At 62.0% G+C, this 15,171-nt stretch carries 9 protein-coding genes; 1 reads left to right on the forward strand and 8 read right to left on the reverse strand.

Going from position 1 to position 15,171, the window contains the following annotated elements:
* Window positions 1–15 precede the first annotated feature (15 nt).
* The 6 genes from ACODRW_RS06695 to ACODRW_RS06720 all read right to left on the reverse strand — a co-directional run bounded on the left by ACODRW_RS06695 (window position 16) and on the right by ACODRW_RS06720 (window position 10,738).
* Window positions 16–4,725 carry a hypothetical protein gene (locus tag ACODRW_RS06695; RefSeq protein ID WP_488905409.1) on the reverse strand — a complete coding sequence of 1,570 codons (4,710 nt, stop codon included), beginning with the start codon at window positions 4,723–4,725 and terminating at the stop codon, window positions 16–18.
* 54 nt (window positions 4,726–4,779) lie between these two features.
* On the reverse strand, window positions 4,780–7,269 hold the full coding sequence (locus ACODRW_RS06700; protein WP_488905410.1) for a CS1-pili formation C-terminal domain-containing protein: 2,490 nt from the start codon (window positions 7,267–7,269) through the stop codon (window positions 4,780–4,782).
* Window positions 7,270–7,330: 61 nt separating this feature from the next.
* Complete coding sequence (locus ACODRW_RS06705; protein ID WP_488905411.1) at window positions 7,331–8,026, reverse strand: EcpB family pilus assembly chaperone; 696 nt, start codon at window positions 8,024–8,026, stop codon at window positions 7,331–7,333.
* Window positions 8,027–8,089: 63 nt separating this feature from the next.
* On the reverse strand, window positions 8,090–8,725 hold the full coding sequence (locus ACODRW_RS06710; protein ID WP_488905412.1) for a common pilus major fimbrillin subunit EcpA: 636 nt from the start codon (window positions 8,723–8,725) through the stop codon (window positions 8,090–8,092).
* A gap of 325 nt (window positions 8,726–9,050) precedes the next feature.
* Window positions 9,051–9,575, reverse strand: coding sequence for a hypothetical protein (locus ACODRW_RS06715; protein WP_107800895.1), 525 nt, complete (start codon window positions 9,573–9,575; stop codon window positions 9,051–9,053).
* A 575-nt stretch (window positions 9,576–10,150) separates the two neighbouring features.
* Window positions 10,151–10,738 (reverse strand): HD domain-containing protein, encoded by a 588-nt coding sequence (locus ACODRW_RS06720; protein ID WP_488905413.1) that lies wholly within the window; start codon window positions 10,736–10,738, stop codon window positions 10,151–10,153.
* Between the two features lie 637 nt (window positions 10,739–11,375).
* Between ACODRW_RS06720 and ACODRW_RS06725 the strand changes: the two genes are divergently transcribed.
* Complete coding sequence (locus tag ACODRW_RS06725; protein ID WP_488905414.1) at window positions 11,376–12,194, forward strand: hypothetical protein; 819 nt, start codon at window positions 11,376–11,378, stop codon at window positions 12,192–12,194.
* A 347-nt stretch (window positions 12,195–12,541) separates the two neighbouring features.
* On the opposite strand, the gene glmS is transcribed toward ACODRW_RS06725, so the two are convergent.
* Window positions 12,542–14,371: a glutamine--fructose-6-phosphate transaminase (isomerizing) gene (glmS, locus tag ACODRW_RS06730; protein WP_107800953.1), complete on the reverse strand. Its 1,830-nt coding sequence runs from the start codon at window positions 14,369–14,371 to the stop codon at window positions 12,542–12,544.
* Window positions 14,371–15,162, reverse strand: a complete 792-nt coding sequence (locus ACODRW_RS06735) for a DeoR/GlpR family DNA-binding transcription regulator (protein WP_235085929.1) — start codon at window positions 15,160–15,162, stop codon at window positions 14,371–14,373. The genes glmS and ACODRW_RS06735 overlap by 1 nt, the downstream gene beginning before the upstream one ends.
* Window positions 15,163–15,171: the final 9 nt, after the last annotated feature.

The following is a 15,171-nucleotide window of genomic DNA, read 5'->3' on the forward strand; positions in this document are numbered from 1 at the left end:
CGCGCATCCGCCTGCTTATTGGGCGAGCTCCAGGCTCATGTCCACCCGCACCGCGCCCGAGCCCAGCGCGCGGCCATACCACGGCGTACCCTCGGTGGTCAGCAGCGACACCGGATCGTCCAGCTGGAACCACAGGCTGAACGGCAGCTTCCGTTTCTCCAGCCCTTGGGCGGGATCGCTGCCCTCGTCCAGCCAGGCGCCGGCGCTCAAATCGTGGCTTACCGTACCGGAACAATTGTCCGGCTCGCGCCGGCCGCCGCCGTCGGCGTCGAAGGTGAGCCAGGCCGGGAACAGCACCCCTTGCCGCGCATCGCTTTGCAGCGCGAAACGGCACATGCCCTCCCGCTGGCTCGCGCCGTGCTTGCCGTCCAGCGACAAGCTCGCCTTGACCGCGCCCAGGCCGCGCTGACTCAGGTAGCGCCGCGTCGCGCCGCGCTCCGGCCCGCCCGCCGGCGGCAGGTTGGCCATTTGCGCGCGGATCAGATAATCCAGCCGAATCCGGCCGTCCGGCGCGCCCACCCAGCCGCTGCCGCGATTCGAACCCTCGCTGGCCGGCAATACCGAAACACTGGGCTTGGGCTGATAAATCCGCCCGATGGCGTATTTGGCGGCGGGCGGTTCCGCCTCCGGCTTGTCTTCGCTCAAGGCCGCGCCCAGCTCAAGCGCGCGCGTGTTGCGGACGCCATCGTCAAAGCTTCGCGTCGGCACCTCCACCACCATGCTCTCGCTGCCCTGCGGCAAAGTCACCGCGCCCCAATCGCCGGTGTTCAGCGCGGCGGCCAGCACCTTGTCCCCGTCCTTCACCGTCACCCGGCCGCCCTCGTAGCCATCGTCCACGGCCTGGCCGTCCTGAGGCCGGGTCCGCAGCCACAGGGTCAGCGCCTGGGCCGCCGGCGCGTTCAAGCGCAGCCGGTAACGCAGCGGCGCGCCGGCCGCCACGTCGCCGCTGGACACCAGCGACTCCAGCGCCCAGTTCGGCACAATGGAGAAATCCTTGTCCAAGGTCTTGTCCCCCTCCAGGCTGACCGCGATATGGTAGGCGTCACGGCGGCCGCTGACCGATTTGCCCTTGATGCCCAGCTGAAGCGTCACCTTATTGCCCTCGGCGGGCTTGAAAGTGAATACGCAATCCTTGCCGCATTGCGGCTTGATCTCGGTCTCGCCGAAATGGAGCGTGGGGATGTCCAGCCCCCAGGGCACGTCCTTGCCCGCCACGGTAACGGTCAGATTGCGCTTTCCAAGGGAGATCCCGTCGGTGAAGATCCGGTATTCCAAATCCTCCCCAACCCGGCCCTCGTCCGGCCCCTCGATCGAGGCCAGACTCAGGTCTTCCTCGATGATCTTCACCGAGGGATAGGACCAGCCGGAATAGTTGTACTCGCAAGACAGTCTAACAAGGCCTGGTTTTTCCCCAGCCTTGGTGCGCAAGGAGAACTTCACCGGGAACGAATATTGGCTGGGCAAAATTTCCAGTGTTTGGCTGCCCTTCAAGGGCAAGTCGTTGATACGATCTCCATTCTTATCCTTGAGCTCAACAAAGTCGGGATCGCCAAACAACTTATTGGCAGTGCCCAGATCGCACTCCAGCTTGTGGTCATGCGTCCACGCGCCAGGCCCATCGGCGATATCGATGACGAACTCGACGTCGGTCTCCACAGCGGTGTTGACCCTATCCGGGCTGACGCTAACGTTATTGATTCTCGCCGCGGGCTCCTCAAACCAGCGGAGCCATGGCGGTTGAGCGACTTCCCGGCCGTTGAAGGTCACCCCGACCGCCTTGGTTCCGGAATCCTTATCGATTGTGCACTCCTTCTTTTCATTCTTTTCAAAGCAGGCATGCTTAAAGTCGAAACTCAGCGCCTCGGTGCCTACCGGCAGTTTCAGCGTCTCGAGCAGTGAAATGTCTTGGTCGCCGAGCATGGCCGGCGAAAACGTCACATGCGCTTTTTTATCCAATACCGAGTCGCTGACGCCGGCAAACCGGATCTCGTTCGGCCCGTCCGCCACTACCGACTCATTCAGCATCAGAGTGATGGAAGCCGGCACCGTTTTCATCATGCCCTCGTGACTGGAGCCAAAGACGAAGTCCACCTCGCCGCCCGCCGCCTCTGGCTTGGGCGCGTCTAGCGGCAAGACCAGAACATCGTCGCGCTCCCCGGAATAAAACACGGCCTCCATCCCCTGCGCCTGGCGGCCGCGCCCGGCCGGGGGCAGAAACAGCTCCACCGCCTTGGCGCCGGCGAACTCCGCCGCTTCCACGCTCTCGCCCAGCCGGCGCCAAGGCTGCGTCCCCACCCGGAAACGCGCCTTGGCCGCGATCTGCGGGCCGCGGACGCTGAAGCGGACGCCGCCGCCGCTCTGCGCCTGGGACTCGCCCGCGACCGAGCGCAGCGCGCAGACCCGTCCCGCCATCCCGTCCACCGTCTCCGGACGGCAAGCGGCCTGCGGCGGGCCCAGGCGCAACATCGCGCTTTTTTCCGCCTGCGCCCGCACCGTCACCGGCTGGCCGCCGCGCTCCGCCTCCAGCGTCAGCAACTGGCGGCCGCCCAGGGGCAGACGCAGCCATTCCGCAAAAGCGCGCTCATTGAACACCGGATGGATTTGCCCCGACTGCCGCATGGCGCGGCCGACGCTGACCCGCCCTTGGCGGTCGGAGAAACCGGCGATCAAGGCCGCGGGCAACGCCTGTCTGGCTTGCAGCTCGCCGCTTCGCCCGCTGGCCGTCTCCGCCTCCACATACCAGGTGGCGGCGCGCTGGCCCGCCCGCGGTCGCCGCGCGCCGTACAGGCTTTGCCCCGGCTCGGCTTGCAAGGTGGTGATGTAGTGTTGCTGGCTGGGTTCGTCCTCTATCGTCAGCAGCTTGAGCGCGCCGGCCTTGGCCTGCGGCGCCGGCAAATAGCCGTCCCTCAAGCTCAGCGCGAAGCGGTCCCCCTGGTGCTGGCGGCCGCTGGAATAGAAATAGGCCTCCACCAGCGAGGACAGCGCCTGCCCGCCCGCCGGCGCCGACGGCCCGCGCAGCAAGCCGGACGCGGCCGGCAGGAACAGCTCCAGCTCACGGGCGCCGCTCAATTCGGCAACGGCCGCGTTCTCGCCCAGCCGGCGCCACTCCCGGCCCGCGCGGAAGCGCCCTCCGGGCAAGGGGCGCTTGGCGCGGACCAAGAGGCGGATGTCGCCGCCCGCGCGGCTCTCCGCCGCCAGCCGCCGCAACACGCAGCGCTGGCCGGCCACGCCGTCCACCGTGTCCGGCCGGCAAGCCGGCCCCTCCGGCGCGGCCAGGGTCAGCCTGGCCTGCTGGCTGGCGTTCAATTGGTAGCTGACCGCCTCCCCGCCGCTGCGCAAGCCCTCCACCGTCAAGCGCTGTTGCCCGCCCAGCGGCTGGTGCAGCAGCGCGGCGAACGCCGCCTCGCTGAACACCGGATTGAGATAGGGCGCGGCGGCGCTGAGGCCGCTCCGCACCTGGCCCTGAGCGTCGGCAAAACCGGCGAAACCGCCGGCGGGGCTGGCGCGGCCCAGCTGCTGCAGCGCGAACAAGGGCGGTCTCGCGCCGGCCTCCAGATACCAGGCGGCGGCGCGGCTGCCGTCTTGCGGATGGCGCTCGCCGTAAATGGCCTGGTCCCGGCTGCCGCTGACCGTGGTCACGTACTGACGGCCGCTGGACTGATCGTCGATCAACAACAGACCCAGCCGCGAATAGCGCCGCTGGACCGGCGGCTTGCCCCCGCCCATGGCGGGCAATTGCAGATTGAAGCGGTCGCCGCGGAACAAGCGCGAGCGCGAGTAAAAACCGGCCTCCACCAAGCTATCCAGCCGGATCTTGGGATGGGCGGTCATAAAGGCTTGCAACTGCTCCGCCGGCGGCGGCACAAAGAAGACCTCCACCGCCCTGGCGCGGGCGAAGGCGGCAATGGGCACGCTGTCGTTGATATGCCGCCATTCCCCGCCCACCCGGAAGCGGGCCTTGGGCGTTGCCAGCATCTTGGCGCGCACCGTGAACATCAGATCGCCGCCGCTGCCGGCATTGCTTTGGCCGGCAATGGTCCGCAACACGCACAGCTTGCCGGCGACGCCGTCCACCGTTTCATTGCGGCAGCTATTGGCCGGCGCGGGATTGAGGATCAGATGGGCGCGTTTGCTGAGCTGGGTCACAAAGCGGCGTTCGCCGCCGCCGGCCAGGGTTTCCACGAAGGACAGCTCGCGCGACGCGCCCGGCGCCGCTTTGGCGATGGTGTCGAAAGCCAGTTCGCTCAACACCGGGTTGACCTGGCGGCCCTGCGCCGGCCTGAAGCCGTCGCCGCTCAGGCCCATGGCCGCGCCGTGCGCGTCCGCCATGCCGCGGAAAGCCTGCAGCGGCTGCAACTGGCGGATCTCCCGCACCTGGGCGTCCGGCTGATGGGTATACCAGATGGCCACTTTCTTGGCGCCGCCGCGCGGCGCGCGCGCGCCGAAAACGGCCTGGGCCTGGCTGCCGGGCAGGATGCCGCCGCTGCTGCCCAGGGTGCTCAGATACTGAGTGCCGGCCAGCCGGTCTTCAATCAGGATCAAGTCCTGCTGGCTGCGCCACTCCTGCCTGCCCAAGGGTTCCGGCGGCTTGGCCGGCGCCGGAAGGGGCCGCACCGGGAGAAATCCCGCGCCGGGCGCGGCCTGCGAAACGCCGGCCGGCGCCGCTTGCGCCAGCCCCGCGCCGAGGCCGGCCATGAAGATCAGAGTTGAGATCCAGTATTTCATTTCAGTCCGTCTGTCCTGCTGGGATAGGGTGATGAGGGGATTGCGCACGCCGGCTCAGCCTTCGTCTTCGCGCAAGGGCGCGTAAATCCGGTCCGCGTCCCGGCCATAGACGATCTTGCCCAGCCAGGCCGTGGCGCCGGCGTCCTTCAAATCCAGATTGACCCGGAAGCGTTCCGCCGCGCCGGGTTCGACGCTGACCTCCGGATAACGCTGATCCACGTCGATGGCGAAGTTGCCCTGCTCGTCGGTCCGGGCCTGGCCGATATGGTTGCGCACCATGACATGCCGCAGCGGCGCACCGTCGACGCCGGTCAGCTGACCGAACACCGTCACCATCCGTTTGATCTTGGGCGTCACCCGCACCACATTGCCCGGGTACAGCGTGTACTCATGGTCGGTGTCGGACACCTCGTAGCTGGCCTGCCCGCTTTCCGCGTCGCGCACATAGAAGTGATAAGTGTTGTAGGCCGGCGCCGCGATCCAATTGCGCCCCTGGCGCAAGCTGTGGCTTTGCTCGTTCAGCACCGCCTCCAGCGCGCCGTCCGGCGCTCCCGGCACATCGACGACGATGCCGGCCTCGTCCTGCCCGCCGCCGGCGGCGACCGCGCCGCCGCCCCAGGCCAGGCCGCCCTGCATATTGACGCTGGCGCTGCGGCTGTCCCGCTCCGCGTCCACCGACACATTGCCCTGACCGTAGCGGCCGTTGAAGCCAACGTAAGCGCCGAAGCTGGAAGACTGGCCGCCTGCGCCTTCGCGGCTGATGCTGGCATTGGCGCCCACATCGTCGATCACGCTGTTTTCAAACGACTTGCTGGCCGACAGGTCCAGCGTGTCGCCGCCGTCTCGATGCGACATGCCCACGCTGAAATTGCCGTCCATGGCCAGGTTGAAAGTCAGCATCGCGTAATACTGCTGATCCACCGAGCCGCCGTTGAGATTGCGGCTGCTGCCGAGCTGCAACTGAGCGCCGCCCCATTTGCCGTTGTACATCTGCCGCGAATAATCGGCGCGCATATAGCGATAGCCGCTGCTCCGGTCCCGGTCGTAACTGAGGTTGATCGACCCGGCGTCCACGCCCCAGCCGTGCAAATTGAAATTGGCGCCCAGCGAATCGTAATCCCGGGCGTAGAAATTCAGACGCCGGCCCTTGGCGCCGCGCTCCCTGGTCAGCCACAGGCTGCCGATGCCGCGAGGCAGCGCCAGATTGAGCGTGCCCACCCGGCGCCGGGCGCCGTCGCTGGCCAACAGGTTTTGCACGCTGGCGCGCAGCGCGCTGGACAGCTGCCAAGAGGCGAAACCTTCCTGCACCGTGGTCTTGTCGTTTTGATACAGGGTCAGATTCCAGTCCACCTCATGCCACAGCGCCCCCACCGACACACCGAACAAGGGCCGGTAAGCCCCGCCCTCGTCCTCCGGCGCGCCCTGATCGCCGTAGCGGGCCATCGCCTCCCCGGCGCCGCCCCACAGCTGCCAGTTCAAGCCGTCGCGCAGACTGGAGCCGCCCACCGGCTTGTTGATCCGGTACACGCGGCGGCTCTGCTCCTGGCCGGCCACCAGTATCTCCACCTCCACGTCGTAGACGCCGGCCTGCAAGGCCGAGGTGTCCAGCCGGTGATTGCCCATGCCCAGCCGTTGCGTGCTCAACAAGCGGCCTTCGCGCTTGACGCGCACCTCCCCGGTGGCCGGCAGATAGACATCGATGGGATTCAAGGACTGACCGGGGTCCAGCTTCAGAGTCTGGCTGACGTTGCCGTAGGAGAACCCGTACATCCGGCTGCCGTTCAAGGTGGACACATTGCCCAGGCTTTGCAGGTTCCAGCCGTCCACCATGCCCAGCGCCAGCCGCTTGCCGTCGATATCGCGCTCATACATGACGCGGTCCAGCGTTACGGACTGATCCGCCGCCGAATCGTCCAGATAGGCGGAGCCCATCACATTGACGTGGTCCACGCCCAAGGACGTGGTGTCGTCGAAAGTGAGATAGCCGGAAGAATGGCCGCGCCCCTGATTGCGCGAGCTATAGCCGTTGAACGCGTACTTGAGCACGCTGGACAGCCCGCCCGAGGACGGCGCCTGCAACACGGACTCCCGCAGATGCGCGTCGTCGGCGGCGAAACCGGCCGGCTCCAGAAACAGGTCCACCCGCATCGCCATCATGTCCAGCTGCAGGCGCTCGGCGTCGCCCAGACTCAAGGCCCCGCCCGGCGAAAACGTCCGCCCCGTCGCCTGCCGCAAGGCCTGGACCGCGGACGGGCTCAACACGCTCTTGTTGTTGGCCAGCAGCGGTTTGACCTTGTCCAGCCGCATCGAACCGTCGGCCTGCAGCCTCACCGTCAGCGTGGCCGACACCACGCCCTCGTCCGAGGCTTGCCGCGCCGAACGCGCCACCAGCGGCATGGACACGCCTTCGCGCAGCAAATCCTTGATCTCCGCCGACAAGGCAAGCTTGTTTAACTGCACTTGCTGCGCCAAGGGCCGCCGCTCGGCATCCGCCGCCGCGGCCAGCGCCGTCTCCGCCAACAGCAGCGCACTTAAAAAAGCCATCCCGTTTTTAAGAACGATATCCCGCGCACGCTTCATCTCGCCTCACCCACCTTCGTCGCCGTCATGCGTCGTCAAGCGGCGCATCTTTCTCCGCGTCCAAGAATTTTCCATCCCGCTGCAACATCACTTTGTCCTGGCCCTGGCTGCTGTCTATCGTCTTGAAATTCACCGCGTAGCCCGGCCCAATCCAGTAGCGCTCCTTGCAGACCTCGCCCAGCCGCTTTTGCTTGCACGGCCCGTAGGCAATCGCCTGAAACGACACATTGCCCCGGTTTTCCAGATGGCCGCGCCGATAGGCGTAGTCAAACCGCGGCTGCTTGGGCAGCACCAGCAGATTGGTTCTGATGCCGGTCAAAAACTCGACGTCGCCGCTTTTCTCGGAATCCGCGCCCTCGTCCGCCAAGCCCAGCAAGGCGTTCTTCCAAGTCACCTTGTAATAGCGCTCCCTGTCGTCCTTGGGGCCGCTGTAGATGAAGCGGACCGCCTGATCCTGCCCCGCCGCCAGCAACACCCGCGCCGGCGTGAATTGCAGGCTGGCGCCGTCCGTATTCAGCTCGCGCGCGCCCTCGTACGGAGAGTCCACCTGCGTCACGCTCACCGACAGCAAAGACGCCTGCTGCTCGGTGTTTCTGGCGTGGATCGTGACCGTCTCTTTATTGGACGGCATCGCCGCCGTCATATCGGAAACCTGAATCGCCCCGGCCCATGCCGGCAGCAGCAAACAGGCCAAAGCGTGAAATCTGAAGCACCCTGGCATAAGCTGAAACTCCTCAAAATAAAAAGGGAGCTAGGCTCCCTTTTTTGGCGCTACCCTTTGAAATCAGCGAACGGAGAATTGCGTATTCTCTTCTTCGGTTTTGACTGTTTTCTGCCAGGAGGCGTCCAGGATCAAATCGAATTTGCCCACGTATTGGCCATCGCTCAATTTAGACGCTTCGGTCACCATGACGCCGCTGGAATCCTTGCCGCCGGCAAACTCCGCTTTCAGCTGAGAAGTGCCTTTATTCTCTCCGGCGATGGAAGCCACTTTCGCGAATTCGCCAAACCCGGACAGACCGTCCAGATCCTTCGGTTCGGCCGACAATTTCACCTGCTTGCCGGCATGGTCCGTCACGCTGAGGTCAAAATCCATTTCCCCGATGGACGCGGTATGGCTCAGCTGATGCTGGACCGAAGAGGCTTTCACCTTATAGCCGCTGATGGTGTATTCATCCGAATTCAGCATACGGATATCGAAATCCAGGTTTTTGGATTCAATGATTTTGGAAATCGGGCTGTACACGAAATGCACATTCGGCTTTTTAGCCGTGATTTCGATAGCGTGCGAGCTATCCTTATCCGCGGTCACATCCCATTCGGCGGAAGCGCGAGTGGAACCAGGAATGGGGTCGGCGGCATGGGCGCCGACGCTGAATACCGCAGCCAGCAATGCAGGCAGCACGACTTTATTCATCATTTCGCTTTCAATAGAGGTCTATAAAATAAAACCTGCAAATACGGCCTTAAGCTGTACTTGGCACGTCATTATCGAAAAGCCGACGATCAAACTCTATAAGAGCACTCTCAAAACACCCGGCGGACGAGAACCCGCGGATGCCATCCTCCCCTCTCGACTCAGAGCGAATTGACCCGCTGGTGCGCAAAACAAGGGGAAAACACGAAGAAAGCCGGATGAAAGCGGAATGAAAATGGGATGAAAACGGAATGCGGAAGCGGGATAAAAGCCTGTCCAAGAGGGCACTCACAGCCAGTCCCGCAGGGCCGGCTGCGCCCTCCCCGGCTTAGCGCCTCTTCTTCCGCCCCAGCTTGCGCGGCAAGGCGTCCAACTCGTCCAGGCTCAGGTAGAGCTGCTGCACCGCCGCCACATGCCGCGGCAGATCAATCTGCGCCACACCCAGGCTCAACAACATCTCCAGATAATTGAAGAAGCTCTTGCACATGCTGCGGCGGTGGCTGTGGTCGCGGAAATCCATATCGCAAGCGATGCGGAACAACAGCCCGCGCGCGGCGTGTTGGCGGTTGAGTTTCAGCAGCTGCGCCAGATGGGCCGCGTATTGACGGCCCAAGGCGCTGGCCTCGAACGCATTCTCCGCCTCGGCCGGCTGCCAGTAATGCGGATAAGTGCGGCCTTTGACGCGACGGACAAAGGGCAGGCTGAGGTCTTTGGCTTCGCTGCCGACAAAACGGTAGCGCGAGCGCGGCCCTAGCGGCGGGAGTGGGGATGCGACGTCCTGACGGATGTCTTGAGTTTCAGCAGGGGACGAAGAGAGATCGATGCCAAGCACCGGACGGACAAGCTTTACCATTTGCAACCTCCTGAGCAGAAGGGCCATGCCGCAAGGCGGCAAGGCGGGCACATGACAAGAGTTGGTCTACCGGTGAATGCTTGCATAAGCCGGTGCGCCCATAAGGACGCCACTTGCCACGGCCCGCCCGAATAGGCAAAGCAATGGCAACGGATACGCCGTGGAAACAGCGCATCCGCAACAAGCATTCATAATCGGGAGACCAATCCCGAGCGCCGCGATTGCTGCGGCGCGGGGGCTATTGTTGGGGAGGAGCGGGAGAGCGTCAAGCCGGCGGCACCCGGCAGCACAAGAAAGCCGCGCCTGGCGCGCCTCGCGCGGCGGAGGCAAGCCATCGCTGGGGCGCTGAAGCCGATCTGAATAGCGTTAAGAGCCGCTCACAAAACTCAGTTTTACGGCTAAGAACCTGTTTACGATCTCGCGAACAAGGGCAAGGCAAGGCGTTGCGGCTGAAAAAGCGGAGTGTACATCCGGTACATGAGCATTTTGAAGATGTTTTCAACGCCGTATCGCCGACGCGCAGCGGATCGTAAACAGGTTCGCGCGACACAGCATCAGGGGTTTGGTTAGCGACCCTAAACAGACTGCTTCGCAAAATGCCGGCGCACCCACTGCTCGCACAACAGCCAAAGCTGCGGCGCGCCTTTTTGGATTACCGGGCCGTAACGGGACAGCACCTGCTCCAGCGAAACATCGTTCTGCGTCCAGGTCCCGCCGCCGGTAAAGACATTGATCAGCAAAGGCTGGAAACGGTCCAGCGCCTTGGCGAAACAGGCATCGGCGCTTTCCGCGCGCTCAAACTCCCGCCACAGCGCCAGCAGCTCAGCGCCCTGCTCCGCCGGCAGCAAGCCAAACAAACGCTCCGCCGCCCTCGCCTCCGCTTCCGCCTGTGCCCCAGACACAGCCTGGCCGTGGATGGGAAAATCCCCGGCGTCCACCTCCACCACATCGTGCAGCAGCAGCATCTTGATCACCCGCTCGGTGTTGACCGGACCGCTGGCGTAATCGCCCAGCAGCAAGGCGTACATCGCCAGATGCCAGGAATGCTCGGCCGAGTTCTCCCGGCGGCTCTGGTCCAGCAACGGCGATTGCCGCAGCACCGACTTCAAGCGGTCTATCTCTCTCAGAAAATTCAGTTGCCGTTCCAAGGCCGATACTTGCATCGCTTATCCCGCATTCAGATCTGTTTCGCCACGGAGGGGGATTATAGCTGTGGTCTGGGCCTTCGGCCCGGCTCAGAGCCTGCTCAAAGTTCCTCGGGCAAGGACGAGACAAGGCAAAAACGAATGAAAAAGCAGAGTGTACGAGTGGTGTGAGCTTGCTTTTTAACGCCCTTGCCTAATTATCCCGCCGACGCACAGCAAACTTTGAATAGGTTTTCAGACCGCCATCTGGTTCGCCCAAGCTTCTCGCAAGATCGAACAGCAAGCCCGCCTGCAATGAAAAAAAGCCCAGAAGAGCCTATTTTAGTTTGGGCTTGCTTGGCTTTATGATTCACGAGAGTAAGAATCGAAATAGGCTTTCGTCAGCCCAAATGGCGCTATGGCAAAATGCATTTTTGCCGCCGTTCACGATGTATACCTCTAGCGCCACAAAAAAACAGAGTCTTCCAGAGGTCCGTATTTTTACACCCTAAAAATCTAAGTCAAAAATCCAGCACTGCGCAAACAAAAATAGCGATCTATTCTCTTGCTCATTACAACATTATCAAGTACATTCCCACTTGGGATTTTCTTAAAAAGAATAACCCACAAATCAAAAATACTATTAGACAATCATTATAAAATGGAACAACAATCCGTGAAATTACAGAAATTTGCCTACATTTTTCTAGTCTCATCCTTTATCACCGGATGCGCCTCCCCAACCTTTCAGAAAAAACTGCCAGAGCCTTCTCAAGGGAAAAGCTATGCACTATCCAAATCTGAAATGGTTGAAACAACCAACCACATGACCCAGCACCTCAATGCTGAAAAGTCCATCGTTTATTTTCAAAACCAAGGTGGAGGCGGTGTTGGCCTGGGTCTGCTACTGGGGCCCATCGGTGTTGCCGCTAATATGAAAATGATTGAAGGCATCACACAATCCGATGCAATAAAATTAAAAGAAAAAATCAGCATAAGCCCTGCGCTAGCATTTAAAAAAGCAACAGAAGATGCACACTTTCAAGTTGCCTCAATAGCAGAAAAAGAGGATATCAGAGTTACTCCATACATACTGGTATCAAAATACAACGAAGATGACCTTGGAATGTCGTCTGTTGTAATATTTGAAGGAACCAATGAAACATCAAAATGGCGCTCAAGTTATCGCCATCAACTGCCTGGAAAATACAAAATTGACGAGCTTGCTACGCTTGACTCTAAAAAAATAACCGACATTCAGAACCAAAGCACCATTTCTTATGAATCGTTACTCAAGCACATAAAATCCGAGCTGAATGAAAACATAGAAAAAGAAAAGAAAATAATTTTCAAATCTCCATATCTCTCACCTCGCTTTGAATTTGACATGGCAGGATCGCTCATCAAAGAGGATGAAGGACATGTATGGATAAGAACTATGGGCGGTGTATTTGCTGTCAACCGTGAAGAAATACAGTACGAAATACAAAACTAGACAGTCTTCATCGTTGGTATAAGCTCACCAGCGTCCTCAAGTACACATTGGTGACAACCTGCTACATTTTCTTGTTACCGTTAGATATTGTTTTTGGCAATATTACAGTCAGCTCATACTTGACGACAGCAGCTCAAATTAACTGAAAACTGATATTCTCGCCTGCATGACATAACATATGTTGATCCGACGATAAGTTAGGTTATTCTGGGTGGGCGCAGTGATAAACGTGGCGTCTACAAACAAAGATAAAAGCCCGGCAAAGTAACTTGCCGGGCTTTATTACATCTTTTTGTCTAGGCTACATCTTTTTGCCTATTAATAAATCAGGAGGGACCAACCCCGCCTCACTCCACCGTCACGCTCTTGGCCAGGTTGCGCGGCTTGTCGACGTCGGTGCCGCGCGCCAGCGCCACGTGGTAGGCCAGCATCTGCACCGGGATGGCGTGCACCACCGGGCTGAGCACGCCGACATGGCGCGGGGTGCGGATCACGTGCACGCCGTCGGATTCGCTGAAATGGCTGTCCAGATCGGCGAACACGAACAGCTCGCCGCCGCGCGCGCGCACTTCCTGCATATTGGATTTCACCTTTTCCAGCAGCGCGTCGTTGGGGGCGATTACCACCACCGGCATATCCTCGTCCACCAGCGCCAGCGGGCCGTGCTTGAGCTCGCCGGCCGGGTAAGCTTCGGCGTGGATGTAGGAGATTTCCTTCAGCTTGAGCGCGCCTTCCAGCGCGATGGGGAAATGCAGGCCGCGGCCCAGGAACAGCGCGTTGTCCTTGGCTGCGAACTTGTCGGCCCAAGCCTTGATCTGCGGTTCCAGGTTCAGCGCGTGCTGCACGCTGCCCGGCAGGTGGCGCAGTTCGTCCAGGTAGCGCGCCTCGTCGGCCGCGCTGACCTTGCCGCGCATCTTGCCCAGGGTCACAGCCAGCGCGAACAGGCCCACCAATTGGGTGGTGAAGGCCTTGGTGGAAGCCACGCCGATCTCGGCGCCGGCGCGGGTGAAGAACACCAGTTCGCTGGCGCGCGGAATCGCGGATTCGCGCACATTGCAGATAGACAACGCGTAGCGGTGGCCCAGTTCCTTGGCGTATTTCAGCGCTTCCATGGTGTCCAGCGTCTCGCCGGATTGGGAGATGGTGGTCACCAGGTAATTGGGGTTGGCCCAGGCGCTGCGGTAGCGGTATTCGCTGGCGATTTCCACGTCGCACTGCACGCCGGCGATGGTTTCGATCCAGTATTTGGCGGTCAGGCCGGCGTAGTAGCTGGTGCCGCAGGCCAGGATCTTGACGCCTTCCAGCTGCGGCAGCACTTCGCCGGCGCGCTCGCCGAACAGCTCGGGATTGAAGCCGTAGTCCTGCACCGCGTCTATGGTGTCGGACAGCGCCTTCGGCTGTTCGTGGATTTCCTTCTGCATGAAGTGGCTGTACGGGCCCAGTTCCAGCGAGGCCAGCGACACGTCGGACACATGCACCGGGCGCTGCGCCGGCTGGTCGTCCTTGTCCAGCAGTTCCACGCCGTCGCGGGTCAGCCGGCCGATATCGCCCTCTTCCAGGAAGATCACGCGGCGGGTGGCGGACACGATGGCGGAAACGTCGGAGGCGATGAAGTTTTCGCCGTCGCCCAGGCCCACCAGCAGCGGGCAGCCCATGCGCGCGCACACCAGTTCGTCCGGGCGGTCCACCGCGATCACGCCGATGGCGTAAGCGCCGGTCAGCTCGCGGCTGGCGCGCTTGACCGCGTCGAACAGGCTGTCGCCGGCCTGGTAGTAGTGATGCACCAGGTGGGCGATGACTTCGGTGTCGGTCTGGGATTCAAAGGCGTAGCCCAGGCCTTTCAGGCGTTCGCGCTGCTCTTCGTGGTTTTCGATGATGCCGTTGTGCACCACGGCGATCTTGCCGAAGGATACGTGCGGGTGGGCGTTGGGTTCGGTGACGCCGCCATGGGTGGCCCAGCGGGTGTGGCCGATGCCCACCTGACCTTGCAGGCTTTCTTCCGCCGCGGCGTTTTCCATCTCCGCGACACGGCCGACGCGGCGCACGCGACGGATGGCGTCGCCGGCCAAGACCGCCACGCCGGCGGAGTCGTAGCCGCGGTATTCCAGCCGCTTCAGGCCGTCCACCAATACCGGAACCACATTACGCGCCGCGATGGCGCCGACAATGCCGCACATTACTTTCTCCTTGGACTATCAGCGGGCGAGGACGCGCAGATCAGCGCAATGCCCTTCGCCTGAATTTGGGTTCTGGCCTCCTCCGACAAGGCGTCGTCGGTCACCAGGGTATGAATGCGCTCCCACGGCAATTCCAGATTGGGGATGCGCCGGCCTATCTTTTCCGACTCCACCATCACGATGACTTCGCGCGCCACTTCGGCCATTACGCGCGACAAGCCCACCAGTTCATTGAAGGTGGTGGTGCCGCGCTCCAGGTCGATGCCGTCCGCGCCGATGAACAGCTGATCAAAATCATAGGAACGCAGCACCTGTTCCGCCACCTGGCCCTGGAAGGATTCGGAATGCGGGTCCCAGGTGCCGCCGGTCATCAGCAGCGTGGGTTCGTTCTCCAGCTCGCGCAGCGCGCCGGCCACGTTCAGGGAGTTGGTCATCACCACCAGGCCGCGCTTATTGCCCAGCAGCGGGATCATCGCGCTGGTGGTGGTGCCGCTGTCTATGATCACGCGGTTGTGGTCGCGCAGCCGCTCGGCGGCGGCGCGGGCGATGGCGATCTTTCGTTTTGAAACCTGCTCCGCGTCTTCTTCGACCACCATCTCCGACGGCAAGGACACCGCGCCGCCGTAGCGGCGCAGCAGCAGGCCGCCGGTTTCCAGCAGGGCCAGGTCTTTGCGTATGGTCACTTCGGAGGTGGAGAAGCGCTTGGTCAGCTCGTCCACGCTGACCTCGCCGCGTTCCTGCACCAGGGCGGCGATGGCGTGACGGCGTTGCTGAGTGTTTCGCTTGGTCATTTTATGTTT

The sequence above is a fragment of the Chromobacterium sp. FG89 genome (assembly GCF_057808735.1).